The sequence below is a fragment of the Actinomadura rudentiformis genome (assembly GCF_008923185.1).
Classification (GTDB): Bacteria; Actinomycetota; Actinomycetes; order Streptosporangiales; family Streptosporangiaceae; genus Spirillospora; species Spirillospora rudentiformis.
In genome coordinates this window covers 542,770-556,577 of sequence record NZ_WBMT01000001.1, presented here as the reverse complement: position 1 = coordinate 556,577, position 13,808 = coordinate 542,770, and the positions used below count along the sequence as shown (strand labels likewise).

At 71.7% G+C, this 13,808-nt stretch carries 12 protein-coding genes and 1 pseudogene; 3 read left to right on the top strand and 10 right to left on the bottom strand.

Annotated features, from left to right (window positions below; all coding sequences use genetic code 11):
• Positions 1 to 266: 266 nt before the first annotated feature.
• Positions 267 to 965, top strand: coding sequence for a sigma-70 family RNA polymerase sigma factor (locus F8566_RS02670; RefSeq protein WP_225992790.1), 699 nt, complete (start codon positions 267 to 269; stop codon positions 963 to 965).
• 10 nt (positions 966 to 975) lie between these two features.
• On the opposite strand, the gene F8566_RS02665 is transcribed toward F8566_RS02670, so the two are convergent.
• From F8566_RS02665 to F8566_RS02635, 7 genes are read right to left on the bottom strand one after another with little or no spacing between them, the layout of a single operon-like run.
• Complete coding sequence (locus F8566_RS02665) at positions 976 to 2,016, bottom strand: 2-hydroxyacid dehydrogenase (RefSeq protein ID WP_151557547.1); 1,041 nt, start codon at positions 2,014 to 2,016, stop codon at positions 976 to 978.
• Positions 2,013 to 2,633 carry a histidine phosphatase family protein gene (locus F8566_RS02660; protein WP_151557545.1) on the bottom strand — a complete coding sequence of 207 codons (621 nt, stop codon included), beginning with the start codon at positions 2,631 to 2,633 and terminating at the stop codon, positions 2,013 to 2,015. The genes F8566_RS02665 and F8566_RS02660 overlap by 4 nt, the downstream gene beginning before the upstream one ends.
• Positions 2,630 to 4,126 carry an FGGY-family carbohydrate kinase gene (locus tag F8566_RS02655; protein WP_225992789.1) on the bottom strand — a complete coding sequence of 499 codons (1,497 nt, stop codon included), beginning with the start codon at positions 4,124 to 4,126 and terminating at the stop codon, positions 2,630 to 2,632. The genes F8566_RS02660 and F8566_RS02655 overlap by 4 nt, the downstream gene beginning before the upstream one ends.
• The gene (locus tag F8566_RS02650) at positions 4,123 to 5,652 is read right to left on the bottom strand and encodes an FGGY-family carbohydrate kinase (protein ID WP_151557543.1); all 1,530 of its coding nucleotides are present in this window, start codon (positions 5,650 to 5,652) and stop codon (positions 4,123 to 4,125) included. The genes F8566_RS02655 and F8566_RS02650 overlap by 4 nt, the downstream gene beginning before the upstream one ends.
• Positions 5,652 to 6,902: a sugar ABC transporter permease gene (locus tag F8566_RS02645; protein ID WP_151557541.1), complete on the bottom strand. Its 1,251-nt coding sequence runs from the start codon at positions 6,900 to 6,902 to the stop codon at positions 5,652 to 5,654. Before F8566_RS02645 ends, F8566_RS02650 begins: the two co-directional genes overlap by 1 nt.
• Positions 6,895 to 7,710 (bottom strand): ATP-binding cassette domain-containing protein, encoded by an 816-nt coding sequence (locus tag F8566_RS02640; RefSeq protein ID WP_151557948.1) that lies wholly within the window; start codon positions 7,708 to 7,710, stop codon positions 6,895 to 6,897. The genes F8566_RS02645 and F8566_RS02640 overlap by 8 nt, the downstream gene beginning before the upstream one ends.
• A 41-nt stretch (positions 7,711 to 7,751) precedes the next feature.
• Positions 7,752 to 8,819 (bottom strand): substrate-binding domain-containing protein, encoded by a 1,068-nt coding sequence (locus F8566_RS02635; protein WP_151557539.1) that lies wholly within the window; start codon positions 8,817 to 8,819, stop codon positions 7,752 to 7,754.
• 258 nt (positions 8,820 to 9,077) lie between these two features.
• Here F8566_RS02635 and F8566_RS02630 point away from each other — a divergent pair, with 258 nt between their 5' ends.
• Together F8566_RS02630 and F8566_RS02625 are read left to right on the top strand one after the other, a co-directional pair.
• Entirely contained in the window at positions 9,078 to 9,914 is an 837-nt protein-coding gene (locus F8566_RS02630) for a DeoR/GlpR family DNA-binding transcription regulator (RefSeq protein ID WP_151557537.1), read from the top strand.
• Complete coding sequence (locus F8566_RS02625; RefSeq protein ID WP_192809477.1) at positions 9,902 to 10,765, top strand: creatininase family protein; 864 nt, start codon at positions 9,902 to 9,904, stop codon at positions 10,763 to 10,765. Before F8566_RS02630 ends, F8566_RS02625 begins: the two co-directional genes overlap by 13 nt.
• A gap of 366 nt (positions 10,766 to 11,131) precedes the next feature.
• On the opposite strand, the pseudogene F8566_RS52800 reads toward F8566_RS02625, so the two are convergent.
• From F8566_RS52800 to F8566_RS02610, 3 genes and pseudogenes are all read right to left on the bottom strand, one after another.
• Positions 11,132 to 11,545 (bottom strand): annotated as a pseudogene (locus F8566_RS52800) (lysylphosphatidylglycerol synthase transmembrane domain-containing protein); the annotation flags it as partial.
• The gene (locus tag F8566_RS52580) at positions 11,542 to 13,407 is read right to left on the bottom strand and encodes a glycosyltransferase (RefSeq protein ID WP_151557533.1); all 1,866 of its coding nucleotides are present in this window, start codon (positions 13,405 to 13,407) and stop codon (positions 11,542 to 11,544) included. The gene F8566_RS52580 and the pseudogene F8566_RS52800, both read right to left, overlap by 4 nt.
• Complete coding sequence (locus F8566_RS02610) at positions 13,404 to 13,802, bottom strand: 6-pyruvoyl trahydropterin synthase family protein (RefSeq protein ID WP_151557531.1); 399 nt, start codon at positions 13,800 to 13,802, stop codon at positions 13,404 to 13,406. The genes F8566_RS52580 and F8566_RS02610 overlap by 4 nt, the downstream gene beginning before the upstream one ends.
• Positions 13,803 to 13,808: the final 6 nt, after the last annotated feature.

The following is a 13,808-nucleotide window of genomic DNA, read 5'->3' as shown; positions in this document are numbered from 1 at the left end:
GCGGGGCTCCGCCCATCCCGGCCGCGGACCACCCACCCCCAACATCAGACTTTTCAGACATCCCCACCAGCTTTCCGCACCGCAGATCACCGGTGGTACCGGGTCTGAACTGTCATCAAATGCAATATCTCACCTTCCAATGCACTATCCACTGGTTCTTCCCTAGGGAGCCCGGCCAGGGTCTCCCTGATGCGACCGCAGCACCCGCCTGGCCACAGTTGTCGTGTCGGCGACGAGCGTCCGCCGGCACGGCGAGCGGAGGGGTCATGGCGGTCATGGAGCTGGCACGAGGATTGCGGGGCCGCGAGCCTGAAGGACGGGAAGGAACCGGTTCCCTCGACCAGGCCGCCGCCACCTTTACCGCACTGCGCCCGCGCCTTTTCGGCATCGCCTACCGGATGCTCGCCAGCCCGGCGGAGGCCGAGGACATCGTCCAGGAGACCTGGCTGCGCTGGCAGAGCGCCGAACGCTCGACCATCGTCAACCCGGCGGCGTTCCTGGCTCTGATCACGACGCGGCTGTCCATCAACTCCGTGCAGTCCGCCCGGGCCCGCCGGGAGACCCACATCGGCCCCTGGCTGCCCGAGCCCATCGACGCCGGCATCGACCCCGCCGCCGGAGCCGAGCGGGGCGAGGCGCTCGAACTCGCTCTGCTCCTGCTGCTCGAGAAGCTCACCCCGGCCCAGCGGGCCGCCTACATCCTCCGTGAGGCCTTCGACTACCCCTACGAACGGATCGCCGAGATCATTCGGCTCGCCCCGGCCAACGTCCGCCAGCTGGTGAGCCGCGCACGCAGGCATCTGGCCACCACCCGGCGCGAACCGATCGACACCGACGAGCACCGGCGTCTCCTGGCGACCTTTCTCGATGCCGCCCAGAGAGGGAACGTGACGGCCCTGGAAGACCTCTTCGCCACAGGGGTCGTCAGCCTCTCCGGCGGCAACGACATCAAAGGGGCAGCGTGAGCCTTACGGGCTAATTGCGAACAAAGGGCTTTTCCAGGCCGTTGGCGGAATGGGCCAGGGGTTCGCCGCGCAGGTAGCGTCCGACCTCCTGCGCGATGATGCGGGCGGCGTTGGCGGCGGTTTGCTTGCTCGCGCCCGCCAGGTGCGGGGTGAGGGTGATGTTGGGGGTCGAGAGGAGGCGGGAGCTCGGCGGGATCGGCTCCTCGGGGAAGACGTCGAAGGCCGCGCCGAAGAGGTGGCCGGAGTCGAGGGCGTCGCAGACCGCGTCGTAGTCGAGAAGGGCGCCACGGGCGCAGTTCACGATGATGGCGCCTGGGGGCATCGCCGCGATCTGGGGGGCGCCGATCATGCCGGTGGTCTCGGGGGTTACGCGGGCGTGGAGCGTCACTATCTGCGCGCGGGTCAGGAGTTCTTCCAGAGTGACCGATTCGGCCAGGTCGCCCAGGTCGGTGTACGGGTCGTAGACGAGGACGTGCGCCCCCAGGGCGCTCAGCATGCGGGCCACGCGGCGTCCTACGGCGCCGCAGCCGACCAGGCCGACCGTGCTGCCGTCCAGTTCGGGGCCGACGGCCTCGTAGCGGTAGTAGTCGCTGCGCCACTGGCCGGTGTGCAGGTCGGTGTGCGTCTGGGGGATGCGGCGGGCGGCGGCCATGATCATGCCCAGGGTGTGCTCGGCGGTCGCGCCGGCGTTGCGGCCGGGGGCGTTGCAGACGGCCACGCCGTGCTCGGCCGCGACCTCCAGGTTGGCGTTGATCGGGCCGCCCCGGCTCACGCCGAAGAGGCGGAGGTCCGGCGACGCCTTCAGGATCCGGCGGGTGAGCGGGGCCATCTGGGTCACGCAGATCTCCGCTCCCTGGAGGGCCTCGATCAGCTGGTCCTCGGTGCCGGACGCCTCGTCCACCTCGGCGACCCGGCCGAACGGCTCGACCGGCCAGGGCAGGGTCAGCTCGGTGAAGGCCAGGTCGGCGGAGGGGGCTTCGGCACGGATCGCGTCGATGAGCAGCCGGTTGAGCACGAAGTGATCACCGGCGGCCAGGACACGGACGGTCATTGCGGCTCCAGGGCTTCGATCGGGGTGTTGAACGCGAGGAGGGCGACCTCACCGTCCTCGACGCGGACCTCATTCAGGGCACAGTTGCGCACGGACGGGAACAGCCGCCGGTAGTCCGGCAGGGGCAGCCCCAGGAGGGTGCACAGGGCCAGGCGGATCGCCGTGGTGTGGGCGATCACGAGCACCCGGTCGTCGGGATGCCGGCTGACGATGTCGTTCAGGCAGGCGGTGAAGCGCGCCGCAGCGGCGGCGGGGTCCTCTCCCCCGGGCAGGTGGTCGTTCACCGGATCGGCGTGGAACGCCTGGAGGGCTTCAGGGAACCGCTGGCTCATCTCCGCCCGCGTGAGGCCCTCCGCGCGTCCGAAGTTCAGCTCGCGGAGCCGTTGGTCGATCTGGAGCGGAAGCCCTGCCGCCTCGGCGCAGGGGGCGGCCGTCAGCCGTGCCCGTGTCAGGTCCGACGACCAGATGGCGGCGATCTCGGCCGTCCTCGCCCAGTCAGCGAGCTGGCGTGCCTGGTCGAAACCGCGCGGGGTGAGCGGAACGTCTGTGACCCCCGCGTAGCGGTTCTCCGCATGCCACGTGGTCTCGCCGTGGCGCACCAGAACCAGTCGGGTCATCGGGGCGTCCTTTCCCGTGCGTGTGCGGCGACGGCCGGCGACAGCCAGCCGCGCCGTTCGAGCTCCGCGACGAGCCTGAGGTAGCCGTCGTCGAAGCGGGCGGTGTGGGTCGGGCGGGGATCGATGGTCTCCCGGACGCGGACCATGGACGCGGCGGTCTCGGCGACCCCCCGTCCGGTCGACGCGGCGGCGGCCAGCACGGCCGCGCCCAGGGCGGGCTCGGCCTGCTCGGGCAGGAGCACCGGCCGCCCGAGGATGTCTGCCCGCAACCGGCACCAGTACGTGCTCTTCGTCGATCCCCCCGTCAACGTCAGGTCACCCCCGATCGGCGCGCCCAGCATGTCCAGGTAGTCGAAACAGAGCCGCTCGACGTAACCGATGCCTTGGAGCACCGACGCGAACCGGTCGCCCTCGTCCGCGTCCTCGTCGAGGACGAAGCCGCGCGCCTCCGGTGCGACGAAAGGGAATCGTTCTCCGGCGGAGACGAGCGGATACGTGAGCGTCCGGGCCGGTTCGTGGCCACGCGCCGCGCGGGTCAGCTCGTCGAGGTCGCGATCCGGGAAGTCACGGCTGATGATCCCCGCTCCGGTGCTGGACGCGCCGCCGGGGAGCCATCCCCCGTCCGGTGCCTTGTGCGAGTAGACGACGCCGAGCGGATCCTGGATCAGTTCGGTGGTGACGCCCTTGAGCACCAGGGTCGTGCCGAGCACGGAGTTCCAGGAGCCGACGGTGAGCCGTCCCGTGCCGAGCTGTGCGGCGCAGCCGTCGGTGCATCCGGCGACGAGGGGGATGCCGGCAGGCAGGCCGGTCGCGTCGGCGGCTTCGGCGCAGACGGTGCCGAGGACGGAGCCGGAACGTTCCAAGGGTGGGAGCAGTCCGGCGGGCACCCCGAGCTCCTCGAACACCGCTTCCGGCCAGGTCTCGGCGATCAGATCCGCACCTGTCTTGAGCGCGTTGCTCAGGTCCGTGGCGACGGCGTGCCCGGCGAGCCGCCGGTTGACGAAGTCGACCTGGTGCGCGAGGCGCGCCTTTTCGGCGCTGCCGGGCTGGTCGTTCAGCAGCCACAGCAGTTTGGGGAGCGCCCACGCGGGCTGCATGCGCTGGTATCCGAGCCGCCGCCACACCTCTCCCCCGGCCGCGTCCGCGCGCCGCACCTGGTCGGCGGCACGGGCGTCGTCGTACATCAAGGCAGGTGTCAGCGGACGGCCATCGGGATCGGTGAGGAGGACGGTCCCGGACGTGCCGTCCACGGCGACCGCGCGGACGGCCTCTCCGGGGATGTCGCGCAAGGCCGCACGGCACGCCTCCCCCACGGCCCGCCACCATTCCTCCGGGTCTTGTTCGTGGCGGGGGCCGTCCCGCAGGCTCGTGAGCCTCCGGCTGCCGGATCCGGCGACCTCGCCGGTGGCGGTCACGGCCAGGGCGCGAACGCTCTGGGTCCCGAGGTCCACCCCCACCCACACGTCGCCGGCCCGGTGTCGTCGCCGGGTCACCGATTCCCCCCGTCGGATCGGTTCCGGTCCCGCATCGCCGCGAGGATCGGCCACGTCGCCGCCGCGGCCGTCCGGACATCGAGAAAGTCCTGGTAGAGACGGTTGTACGCGGCGGCACGGGACGGGTCGGGCTCGTAGGCGTCACCGACGCGGACATGCGCGTCGGCGGCTTCCCGCGCGCTCGCCGCCTGGCCGGTGGCGAGCAGTCCGATGAGGAACGCGCCGCGCGCACCCGCCTCGGCGTCGGCCGTACGCACGACCGGGACGCCCGTGACGTCGGCCATCAGCTGGAGCCATACCGGGCTGGCCGAGCCGCCGCCGCTCACCCGCAGCTCGGTGGGCCGGGTCCCGGTGGCGGTCAGGCAGTCGCGCACCACCAGGCTCAGCCCTTCGAGCACGGCACGCGCCAGGTCCTCCCGTTCATGATCCACGGTGAGCCCGTGGAACGCGCCGCGCGCCTGGGGGTCGAGGAACGGGGCGCGTTCGCCGGCGGGCGACAGGTACGGCAGGAACACCAGGCCGTTCGCACCGGCCGGGGCCTGCGCGGCCAGTTCGGAGAGGCCGGCGGGATCGTCCGCCAGCCCGAGCAGGCGGCACGCCCAGTCGATCACCTGGCCCCCCGCGAGGGTCGGGAACGCCCGCAGATAGCGCCCCGGAAGGCCCATCGCGACCGTGAGGCCCGACGGCTCGCCGTCAAGCCGCGGCGCGTCGACCACCATCTCGGTGCACAGTGTGGTCCCCAGGATGACGCACGACTGTCCGACGTCCACCGCGCCGACACCGATGGCGGTCGTGGCGATGTCGTACGGCGCCAGGACGACGGGCGTGCCGGCGGGCAGGCCCAGCTCGGAGGCCGCGGAAGCCGTCAGCCCGGCGACCCTGTCGTCGTCTGCGAGCAGCCTCGGAAGGAGCGGACGCGCCCACTCCATGTCGTAGACGCGGAACAGCTCGGCCGAGTACTCGCGTGCCCGGATGTCCATGAACGGGACGGAGGCGTCCGACCCGTCCACGGCCACCGCACCGGTGAGGCGGGAGAAGATCCAGCCCCCGCAGGTCAGCGTCGCCGCCGACCGGTCGAGCCGCTCCGGGTCGTGCTCGCGCAGCCAGGTGAGGATCCCGCTCGGCAGGCCCGCGAACGCCAGCGACCCGTTCACGCGGAACGCCTCGCGCAGCACGCCCGACTCCACCCACCGTTCGACGATCGAGCCGGCCCGGCCGTCGTTCCAGAGGATCGCCGGCCCGGTCGGCTCGCCGTTGGCGTCGACCAGCCAGCTCCCGTCGCCCTGCGCGGTCAGCGCCACGTACGTCACGCCGGTGCCGATCACGTCGGTGCCGATCACGTCGAGGACCTCGCGGACGCCGCGGACCACGGCCTGCCAGACCGACGGCATGTCCTGCTCGGCCCAGCCCGGCTCCGGGCTCCGGACCTCGGTGGGCTGCCGGACGACGGCGAGCTCAGCGCCCGCGTCGTCATAGCCGACCACCTTGATCATCGTGGTGCCGGCGTCGACACAGATGACGGCCATCACGCCCGCCCGCTGGAGGCACGGGAACGGCGGGCGACCGAGTCCAGCGCCACCGCGAGGAGCAGCACGGCCCCGGTGACCATGAACCGGTACGAGGAGTCCAGGTTCAGCAGCGTGAGGCCGCTGGAGATCGACTGGATGACGACGATGCCGAGCAGCGCCGCGAACGCGCTGCCCCGGCCGCCGAACAGGCTCGTGCCGCCGATGACCGCGGCCGCGATCGCGTTGAGGTTGACGTCGCCGCCCCCGCTGCTCTGGTTGGCCGCCGCCAGCCGCGCCGCGGCGAGCACGCCGCCGATCGCGGCGAGGGTGGTGCACAACATGAAGGCCGAGGCGTAGATCGCCTTGACGTTGATCCCCGCGCGCCGGGCCGCCTCGACGTTGCCCCCCACCGCGTACAGCGACTTGCCGTACTTCGTCCGGGAGAGGACGTAGTGCGTCACCAGCACGAGGCCGAGGAAGAGCACGAACATCCAGCCTACGCCGCGGTCCCGGTTGAGGTACCAGACCGCCGCCCCCAGACCGACCAGCAGCACGGCGCTCCGCAGCAGCAGTGCCTGGGTCGACGTCGCCGGGAGGCCCGCGCTGCGGCGGGCCGAGGCGCGTGCGTACCCGCTGGCGAAGAGCGCGACGGCGCCCGCCGCGACCAGGGCGTACGAGAGCCACGGCGGCACGAACTGCAGCTGGGCGAAGGTGACGAGACCGGAGTCGAACGGCAGGTTGATCGAGCCCTTCGCCCCCAGCATCCACAACTGCACGCCGAGGAATCCGAGCAGACCGGCCAGCGTGATGACGAAGCTCGGCACACCCAGACGGTTGAACACCTGCGCGTACAGCCAGCCGATCAGGCACGCCAGCAGGACCGCGCCCGCCACGGCCAGCCATGGCGACAAGCCCTGGTCGACGAACAACACCGCGGTGACCGCCGCGCTCAGGCCGCTGATCGAGCCGACGGACAGATCGATCTGGCCGACCAGCAGCATGAACATCACGCCGAGCGCGATGATGCCGACCGGCACGCACTCGATCGCGAGGTTCACCAGGTTGGTGCTGGACAGGAAGATCGGGTTGAGGCTCTGCATCACCGTCCAGATCACGATCAGCCCGGCGACCACCGGCGCCACGCCGAGGTCACCGCCGCGGAAACGCTCGCCGAGCACTGTCAGCGTGCCCCGGAACCCGCGCGGCCGGTCGGGGTCGAACTCGGCCGCCGCCGGGGCGACCGCCTCCACCGTGTCGAGATCACTCATCGTCCGTCCCCTCCTTCGTGACTCCGGCCGGCGCGCCCGCGGCCCCACGGCGGCGGCGCGCCGAGCGCCGGGTGACCGCGTTGTCGGACGCTCCGGTGATGGCGGTGACCAGCTCCTCGGCGGTCACGGTCTCGGCGTCGAACACGCCGTTGTTGCGGCCGAGCCGGAGCACCACGACCCGGTCGGCGACGGCCGTCACGTCGGCCATGTTGTGGCTGATCATGATGACGCCGTGGCCGCGTTCCCGGAGCCGGTCGATCAGGTTGAGCACCTCGGCCGTCTGGGCCACGCCGAGCGCGGCCGTGGGCTCGTCCAGGATGATGACCTTCGGGTCGCCCAGCAGCGACCGGGCGATCGCCACGGTCTGCCGCTGGCCGCCCGAGAGCGCGGCGATCGGCGCCCGCACCGAGGGGATCTTGGCCGAGAGCTGCTGGAGCAGTTCCCGCGACCGGACCTCCATCCTCACGTCGTCGAGGCGGTGCCCGCGCAGCTCGCGTCCGAGGAACAGGTTCTCGATCACATTGAGGTTCTCGCAGAGCGCCAGGTCCTGGAAGACGGTGGCGATGCCGAGCTGCTGGGCGGCCGCCGGGCTGGGGATGCTCACCTCCTCGGACTCGAAGGTGATGGTCCCCGAGTCCGGGGCGTGCACGCCCGAGAGCACCTTGACCAGGGTGGACTTCCCGGCGCCGTTGTCGCCCACCAGGGCGACGACCTCGCCGGCCGCCACGTCCAGGTCCACGTCGGTCAGCGCGGCGACCGCGCCGAAGGACTTGGTGATCCCGCGCAGCGACAACAGCGGTGCCGTCATGGTGGCCGCGGGAGAAACGGAAGAAGCGGTCATGAGTGAGCTCACTTGAGGCCGAGCTTGTCGCAGGCGGCCTTGTAGTTGGCGGTGCACACGTCCGAGACCTTGAGCGCGCCGCCCGGGGCGAACAGGACCTCGGCGATGTTGTCCTTGGTGACGACGGTCGGCGTGAAGAGCTCCGACGGGGTGTTGAAGAGCGTGGTGTTGCCCTTCGGCGTCTTGCCCTCGACGAACTGGTACGCGGCGTTGGCGGCCGCCTCGGCCACGATCTTGATCGGCTTGGAGATCGTGTTGTACTGGTCGCCGGCGATGATCCGCTGGGCGGCGGCGAGCTCGGCGTCGTTGCCGGTGACCGGCGGGACCTTCTGCCCGGCCGCCTTGAACGCGGCGATGCTGCCGCCGCCGGTGCCGTCGTTGGCGGCGACCACGCCCGCGATCTGGCCGCGGAACTTGCTGATCTGGCCGCTCACCCAGTCCTGGGCCTTGCTCGGCTCCCAGCCCGGGGTGTCGTACTCGGCGAGCAGCTTGAAGCCGCTGGTGTCGACCGAGCTGTGGACGCCCTTCTTGATGAGCCCGGCGGCGGCGTCGGTCGGCGAGCCGTTGACCTGGAGGAGGCCGCCCTGCGCCTTGGTCTTCTTCAGGTGGTCGACCAGCGACTGGGCGATCATCGAGCCGATCTTCTCGTTGTCGAACGAGATGTAGTAGTCGGCCTTCGCCGCCGGGATCGGCCGGTCGTAGGCGATGATCGGCACCTTGCGCGACTGCGCCATCCGCACGGTGGAGGCCGCCGCGGCGGAGTCGACCGGGTCGATGACGATCGCCTTGACGCCCTGCGCGAGCACCGAGTTGGCCTGTTGCTGCTGCTTGGCTGCGTCGGCGTTGGCGTTCTGGTAGAGCACCTCGCAGTCGCCGCACAGCTGCTTGATCTTGGCCTTGAACAGCGGCGCGTCGTACAGCTCGTACCGGGTGGAGGCGATGTCGGGCATCAGGAAGGCGATCTTGGCGCCCTTGGCACCGCCGGAGCCGCCCGAGCCGCCGGACGAGCAGGCCGCCACGGGGGCGAGCACGGCCAGGGCGGCGGCGGTCGCGGCGAACGCTTTGAAGTGAGGCATCTTCACTGCTTCTCCTCGGGGTCCCGCCCGGGCAGAGGGGCGGCGTCTGAGCTGCGGTGATGAACACAACACGATTCCCGGCAGAAGTGTCAATATTCGGCGAGAACTTAACACTCAGGGCCGTGATAACACGTGAAGTGAAGTTGATGGAGCGTGCCAACCTGGGCAAGGAGCGGGCCGTCCACCCCGAAGGGGGTGTGTTATCTTCACATCTACTTCACATCAGCGTGATCGTGCCGAGCGAGAGGGCGCAGCCCGGTGACAGACGACGAATCCACTGCCAGAACGCCCGGCGCGAACGACGGCGGGGGCGCGCGGGACCGCCGCGAAGGGATCCGGCGGCGGGTGGCGGACGACGGATTCGTCCAGGCCAAGGACCTGGCCGAAGCCTACGGCGTCAGCCTCATGACCATCCACCGCGACCTCGACGAGTTGCAGAGCCGCGGCTGGCTCCGCAAGGTCCGGGGCGGCGCCACCGCCGAACCGTCCGCCGTGCACCACGGCGACGTGCGCCACCGCCTCCAGGCGATGTCGGACGAGAAGCAGCAGCTGGCCCGGGCCGCGGAGAGCCTCGTGGAGACGGGCGCCTCGGTCATGATCGACGAGAGCACCACCGGGCTGGCGGTCGCCGGTCTGCTGCCCGCCCGCGGCCCGCTCACGGTGATCACCAACTTCCTCACCGCCGTCAACCTCCTGGCGGGCGAACCCGGGGTCGACCTCATCGCCCTGGGCGGCGCGTACTATCCCGCCTACGACGCCTTCCTCGGCCTGCGCACGAGCGAGGCCATCCGGTCACTGCACGCGGACATCCTGTTCATGTCCACGACCGCGATCACGAACGGCCACTGCTATCACCAGTCCCAGGAGACGGTCGCGGTCAAGCGCGCGCTGATGGAGTCGGCCGACCGCCGCGTGCTGCTCGTCGACCACAGCAAGTTCGCCAAGAACGGCCTCTACCAGCTGGCCCCCCTCACCGCGTTCGACCTGGTCATCGTGGACGCCGAGACGCCAAGGGCAACGGTGGAGGGCCTGCGCGCACGCGGCGTGCCGCTCCATGTCGCGGGAACGGACGGCACCCCACAATGGACGACGTGATCTCTTCTCTCCTCCCCCAGAGCAGCACGGCCGACGAACGCGACCGGCAGGCCCGGGTCGCGGTGCTGCCCGTCGGCAGTTTCGAGCAGCACGGCCCGTACCTCCCGCTGGCGACCGACACCGTGATCGCCTGCACGATCGCCCGGGAGATCGCCGCGGCGTATCCCGTCCTCCACCTCCCGCCCGTGACGATCTCGTGTTCGCACGAGCACGCCGCCTGGCCGGGGACCGTGAGCATCTCGGCGAGCACGCTGCACGCGGTCGTCCGGGACATCGCGGAGTCGCTCCGCCGCTCAGGCGTGACGCGGCTCGTCGTGGTCAACGGCCATGGCGGCAACTACGTGCTCGGCAACGTCGTCCAAGAGGCGCGTGGCGCGATGGCCCTCTTCCCGGGCCTCCAGGACTGGGAGGAGGCGCGGGCGGCCGCCGGGATCCGGACCTCCCTCGACAGCGACATGCACGCGGGAGAGATCGAGACGTCCATCCTCCTGCACGCCCATCCGGAGCTCGTCCGGCCCGGCCACGAGTCCGCCGATCACCTGGCGGACGACCGGAAACACCTGCTCACTCTCGGCATGGCCGCCTACACCGAGTCGGGCGTGGTCGGGCGGCCGTCACTGGCCTCCGCCGACAAGGGCCGGGACCTTCTCGCGAGCCTCGTCGCGGCGTTCGGCGAGTACCTCGCACTCCTGGACCGGGACGCCGTGCTCGACCGGGACGCCGTGCTCGACCGGGACGCCGTGCTCGACCGGGACGCCGTGCACGACCACAACGCCGTGCTCGACCAGGACACTGTCCTCGGCCGCCGGGGCACCGTCCTCGGCCGGGACGCGGCGGCGCCCGAGCAGTAGGACCGCGGCTCCCGGCAGGCTCGCGATGAGCGCGAGCACGCCGTAGACCACGGCGACGGTGAGGCCCTGCGCGGCGCCGAGCCCGGCGGCGCCGAACGCCACGGTCGAGGCGGCCTCGCGCGGTCCCCAGCCGCCGACGTTCACCGGCAGCGCCATCACGACCAGGGCCACGAGCGCCAGCGGCACGAGGTCGGCGATCGGAGCGGTCACGCCCGCGAGACGTCCCGCCACGAGGAAGAGCCCGACATACCCGGCCAGGGTGGCTGCCGAAAGGAGCAGCACGCCCGGCCAGATGCTCCGCCACCCCACGGCCAGCACGACGAGCACGGCGAGCGCGCCCAGCAGCCCTGCCCCGACGACCCAGCCCGGCGCCAGTCCGCCTGCCGACACCATGACGGCGAGACCGACGACGACGAGGACGGCCTGGCCGGCGGCCCGTTCCACGAACACCGCCCGCGCGCTCTTGCGGACGTCACCCTCCTGCTTGCCGTGGCTCACCGCGCGGTGGACGTCGCCGAGCACGCCCGCCGGGAGCACCGCGTTCAGGAACAGCGCCCGGTAGTAGTCCGCGACGGCCCTCGCCATCGGCAGCCGCAACCCGAGGCTTCGGGCCACCAGGTTCCACCGCGCGGCGCTGAGCACGGTGGTCAGCGCGCCGATGGCGAGCGCGGCCACCACCGACCGGGCGTCGATCACGCGGATGGCGTCGACGAAGGCGTCCGTGCTCTGCCACCACACGAGGACGCTCAGGATGACCACTCCGCACAGGGTCTGCTTCATGTTGGCTCCACGAGCAAGTCGGTGTGGTGGACCGCGACGCGCAGTTCGCCTTGCGCGCAGGTGTCGAGGCGGCGGCGAAGGTAGTAGCCGGCCTGGGGTTTCAGGTCGGGCCGCTGCTCGCAGGCGGCCCCGACCCAGCCACGGAGCCACTCGGCGGTCAGCGCGGCCTGGTCGGGCTGTCCGAGCAGCCACGGGCTGGGATAGGAGCGCACCTTGGCGCCGCGAAGCTCGAACGCCTCGGTGGCGGCGGCCGCGGCGGCGGGGCCGAGAAGCCCGGACCGCCGCTGATGGTCGTTGAACGCGGCCTCGATCACGCCGTCGAGGGGATCCGCAGGGGACAGCTCGACCATGCCGATGACCGAGAGCGTGAGCAGGGCCGGGCACCGGGCCGCCACGATCGCCTCGACCAGCGCGGTCATCCCGGCGGGCGTGAGCACGTCGAGCAGCGCGGAGGCGGTCACCAGCGACGTCCCCGCCAAATCGGCGGCACGAAGATCGGAAAGGTCGCCTTCCCGCGTCTCGACGGTCACGGGGCTGCCGTCGCCCGCCTGGTCCGGCATGCCGCCGACCGCGTGCCGGAGCAGCTCTGGATCACGATCGTGCAGGATCCAGTGTTGCGGGCCGGTGAGCCGCCCGGCGAGCCAGCGTCCCATCGAACCGGTGCCGCAGCCGAGATCGCGGATGACCCACCGCGCCCCCTTTTCCGGCAGATCGTCGAGGCTCGGCAGCACGTCGAGCGGCTGCGTGGCACGAGCCGCGGCGTCGGCGGGCTCCCGCAAGGCCAGCCACTCGGGGCTGAAACCCGGAGCGAGCCGGTCCAGGACCGCGGCCATGCGGCGCGCGGTCTCCTCCCATCCCGCGAGGGTGCGCCGCCGTTCCTGCGCGGCGGACCGGAGCCGCCTCCGCAGTTCGCCGTCACGCAGCCACTGCCGCACGGCGCCGGCGAGCGCCGTCACGTCGTCCGGTGGCACGAGGATTCCCGGCGTCCCGCCGTCCGGAGCGTTCCCGAGGGCCTCCGGTACGCCGCCGACCGCCGTCGCCACCACGGGGATGCCCCGCGCCAGCGCCTCGGTCACCACCATGCCGTACGTCTCGGCGCGGGACGGCAGGATCAGCAGGTCGGCGTCAGCGTACGCGGCGTCCAGCGACTCGCCGGTGCGCGGTCCGGCCAGCTCTATCCGGTCAGCGAGATCGTGGTCCTCGATCGACCGCCGCAGGTCTTCGGCATGGCCCTGGGAGCGGCTTGACGGACCGGCGAACACGCAGCTCCACCGCAGGTGTGCCACGGCCGCGAGGGCCTCGACGAGCACGTCGTGCCCCTTGCGCGGGGTCAGCGAGCCGACGCACAGCAGCCGCGTCCCGCCCTCCGTGCCCTCGGCCGGAGCGGCCGGGTCGACACCCGGCGGCACGACGTGAACACGTTCCGCCGGGAGCCCGTGGTGGTCGACCAGATGCCGCGCCGCCCAGAAGCTCGTGGCCACGACGGCGTCCACCGCGTGCAGGGTCTCGCGCTCCAGCGCGTTCAGCTCGGCGGCCACCTCGGCTGGAAGCCCGGTCTCCTCGGCGAGCGGCAGGTGCACCAGGATCGCGAGCCGGAGCCGGCGCGCATGGGGCACCACGATGTCCGGGATACCGCACGCGACGAGCCCGTCGAGGAGCACGACCGTGCCGTCGGGCAGGGCCGACAGCGCCCGCGTCAGGTCGGTCTTCGCCGCCTCGTCCGGCCGCGGCCAGGCTCCCGGCACCGGGATCTCGCCCGCTGTCGCCAGGTGCTCGCACAGGCGCCGGTCGTAGACGTTCCCGCCACTGGGTGCGGACGTGTCGTCGATATCGCCCGGCAGGACGACGTAGGGAAGGTTCATAGGGTGCGCTCGTAACTCGCCCATGCGACGTGCGACTCGTGCAGCGTGACGGTGATCCCCGCCAGGCCGCGTGCCCCCTCGCCCAGGAGTCCCTGGTCCACGCGCTCCGCGAGCCGGTCGGCGATGACCTTGGCCAGGAACTCGGTCGAGGTGTTGACCCCGGCGAACGCCGGCTCGTCGTCGAGGTTGCGGTAGTTGAGCTCGCCGAGCAGCTCCCCCAGTCCCCGGGTGGCGAGCCCGATGTCGACGACGATGTTGTCCGCGTCGAGCTCGGGACGCCGGAACGTCGCGTCCACGACGAAGGTCGCGCCGTGCAGCCGCTGTGCGGGCCCGAAGACCTCGCCGCGGAAGCTATGGGCGATCATCACGTGGTCGCGAACGGTGATGCTGAACAACAGGCG

Excerpts from the sequence above, each read along its gene's own strand:
- F8566_RS02670 (WP_225992790.1), top strand. The coding sequence starts at position 267 with ATGGCGGTCATGGAGCTGGCACGAGGATTGCGGGGCCGCGAGCCTGAA.
- F8566_RS02665 (WP_151557547.1), bottom strand. The coding sequence starts at position 2,016 with ATGACCGTCCGTGTCCTGGCCGCCGGTGATCACTTCGTGCTCAACCGG.
- F8566_RS02660 (WP_151557545.1), bottom strand. The coding sequence starts at position 2,633 with ATGACCCGACTGGTTCTGGTGCGCCACGGCGAGACCACGTGGCATGCG.
- F8566_RS02650 (WP_151557543.1), bottom strand. The coding sequence starts at position 5,652 with ATGGCCGTCATCTGTGTCGACGCCGGCACCACGATGATCAAGGTGGTC.
- F8566_RS02645 (WP_151557541.1), bottom strand. The coding sequence starts at position 6,902 with ATGAGTGATCTCGACACGGTGGAGGCGGTCGCCCCGGCGGCGGCCGAG.
- F8566_RS02640 (WP_151557948.1), bottom strand. The coding sequence starts at position 7,710 with ATGACGGCACCGCTGTTGTCGCTGCGCGGGATCACCAAGTCCTTCGGC.
- F8566_RS02635 (WP_151557539.1), bottom strand. The coding sequence starts at position 8,819 with ATGCCTCACTTCAAAGCGTTCGCCGCGACCGCCGCCGCCCTGGCCGTG.
- F8566_RS02625 (WP_192809477.1), top strand. The coding sequence starts at position 9,902 with ATGGACGACGTGATCTCTTCTCTCCTCCCCCAGAGCAGCACGGCCGAC.
- F8566_RS52580 (WP_151557533.1), bottom strand. The coding sequence starts at position 13,407 with ATGAACCTTCCCTACGTCGTCCTGCCGGGCGATATCGACGACACGTCC.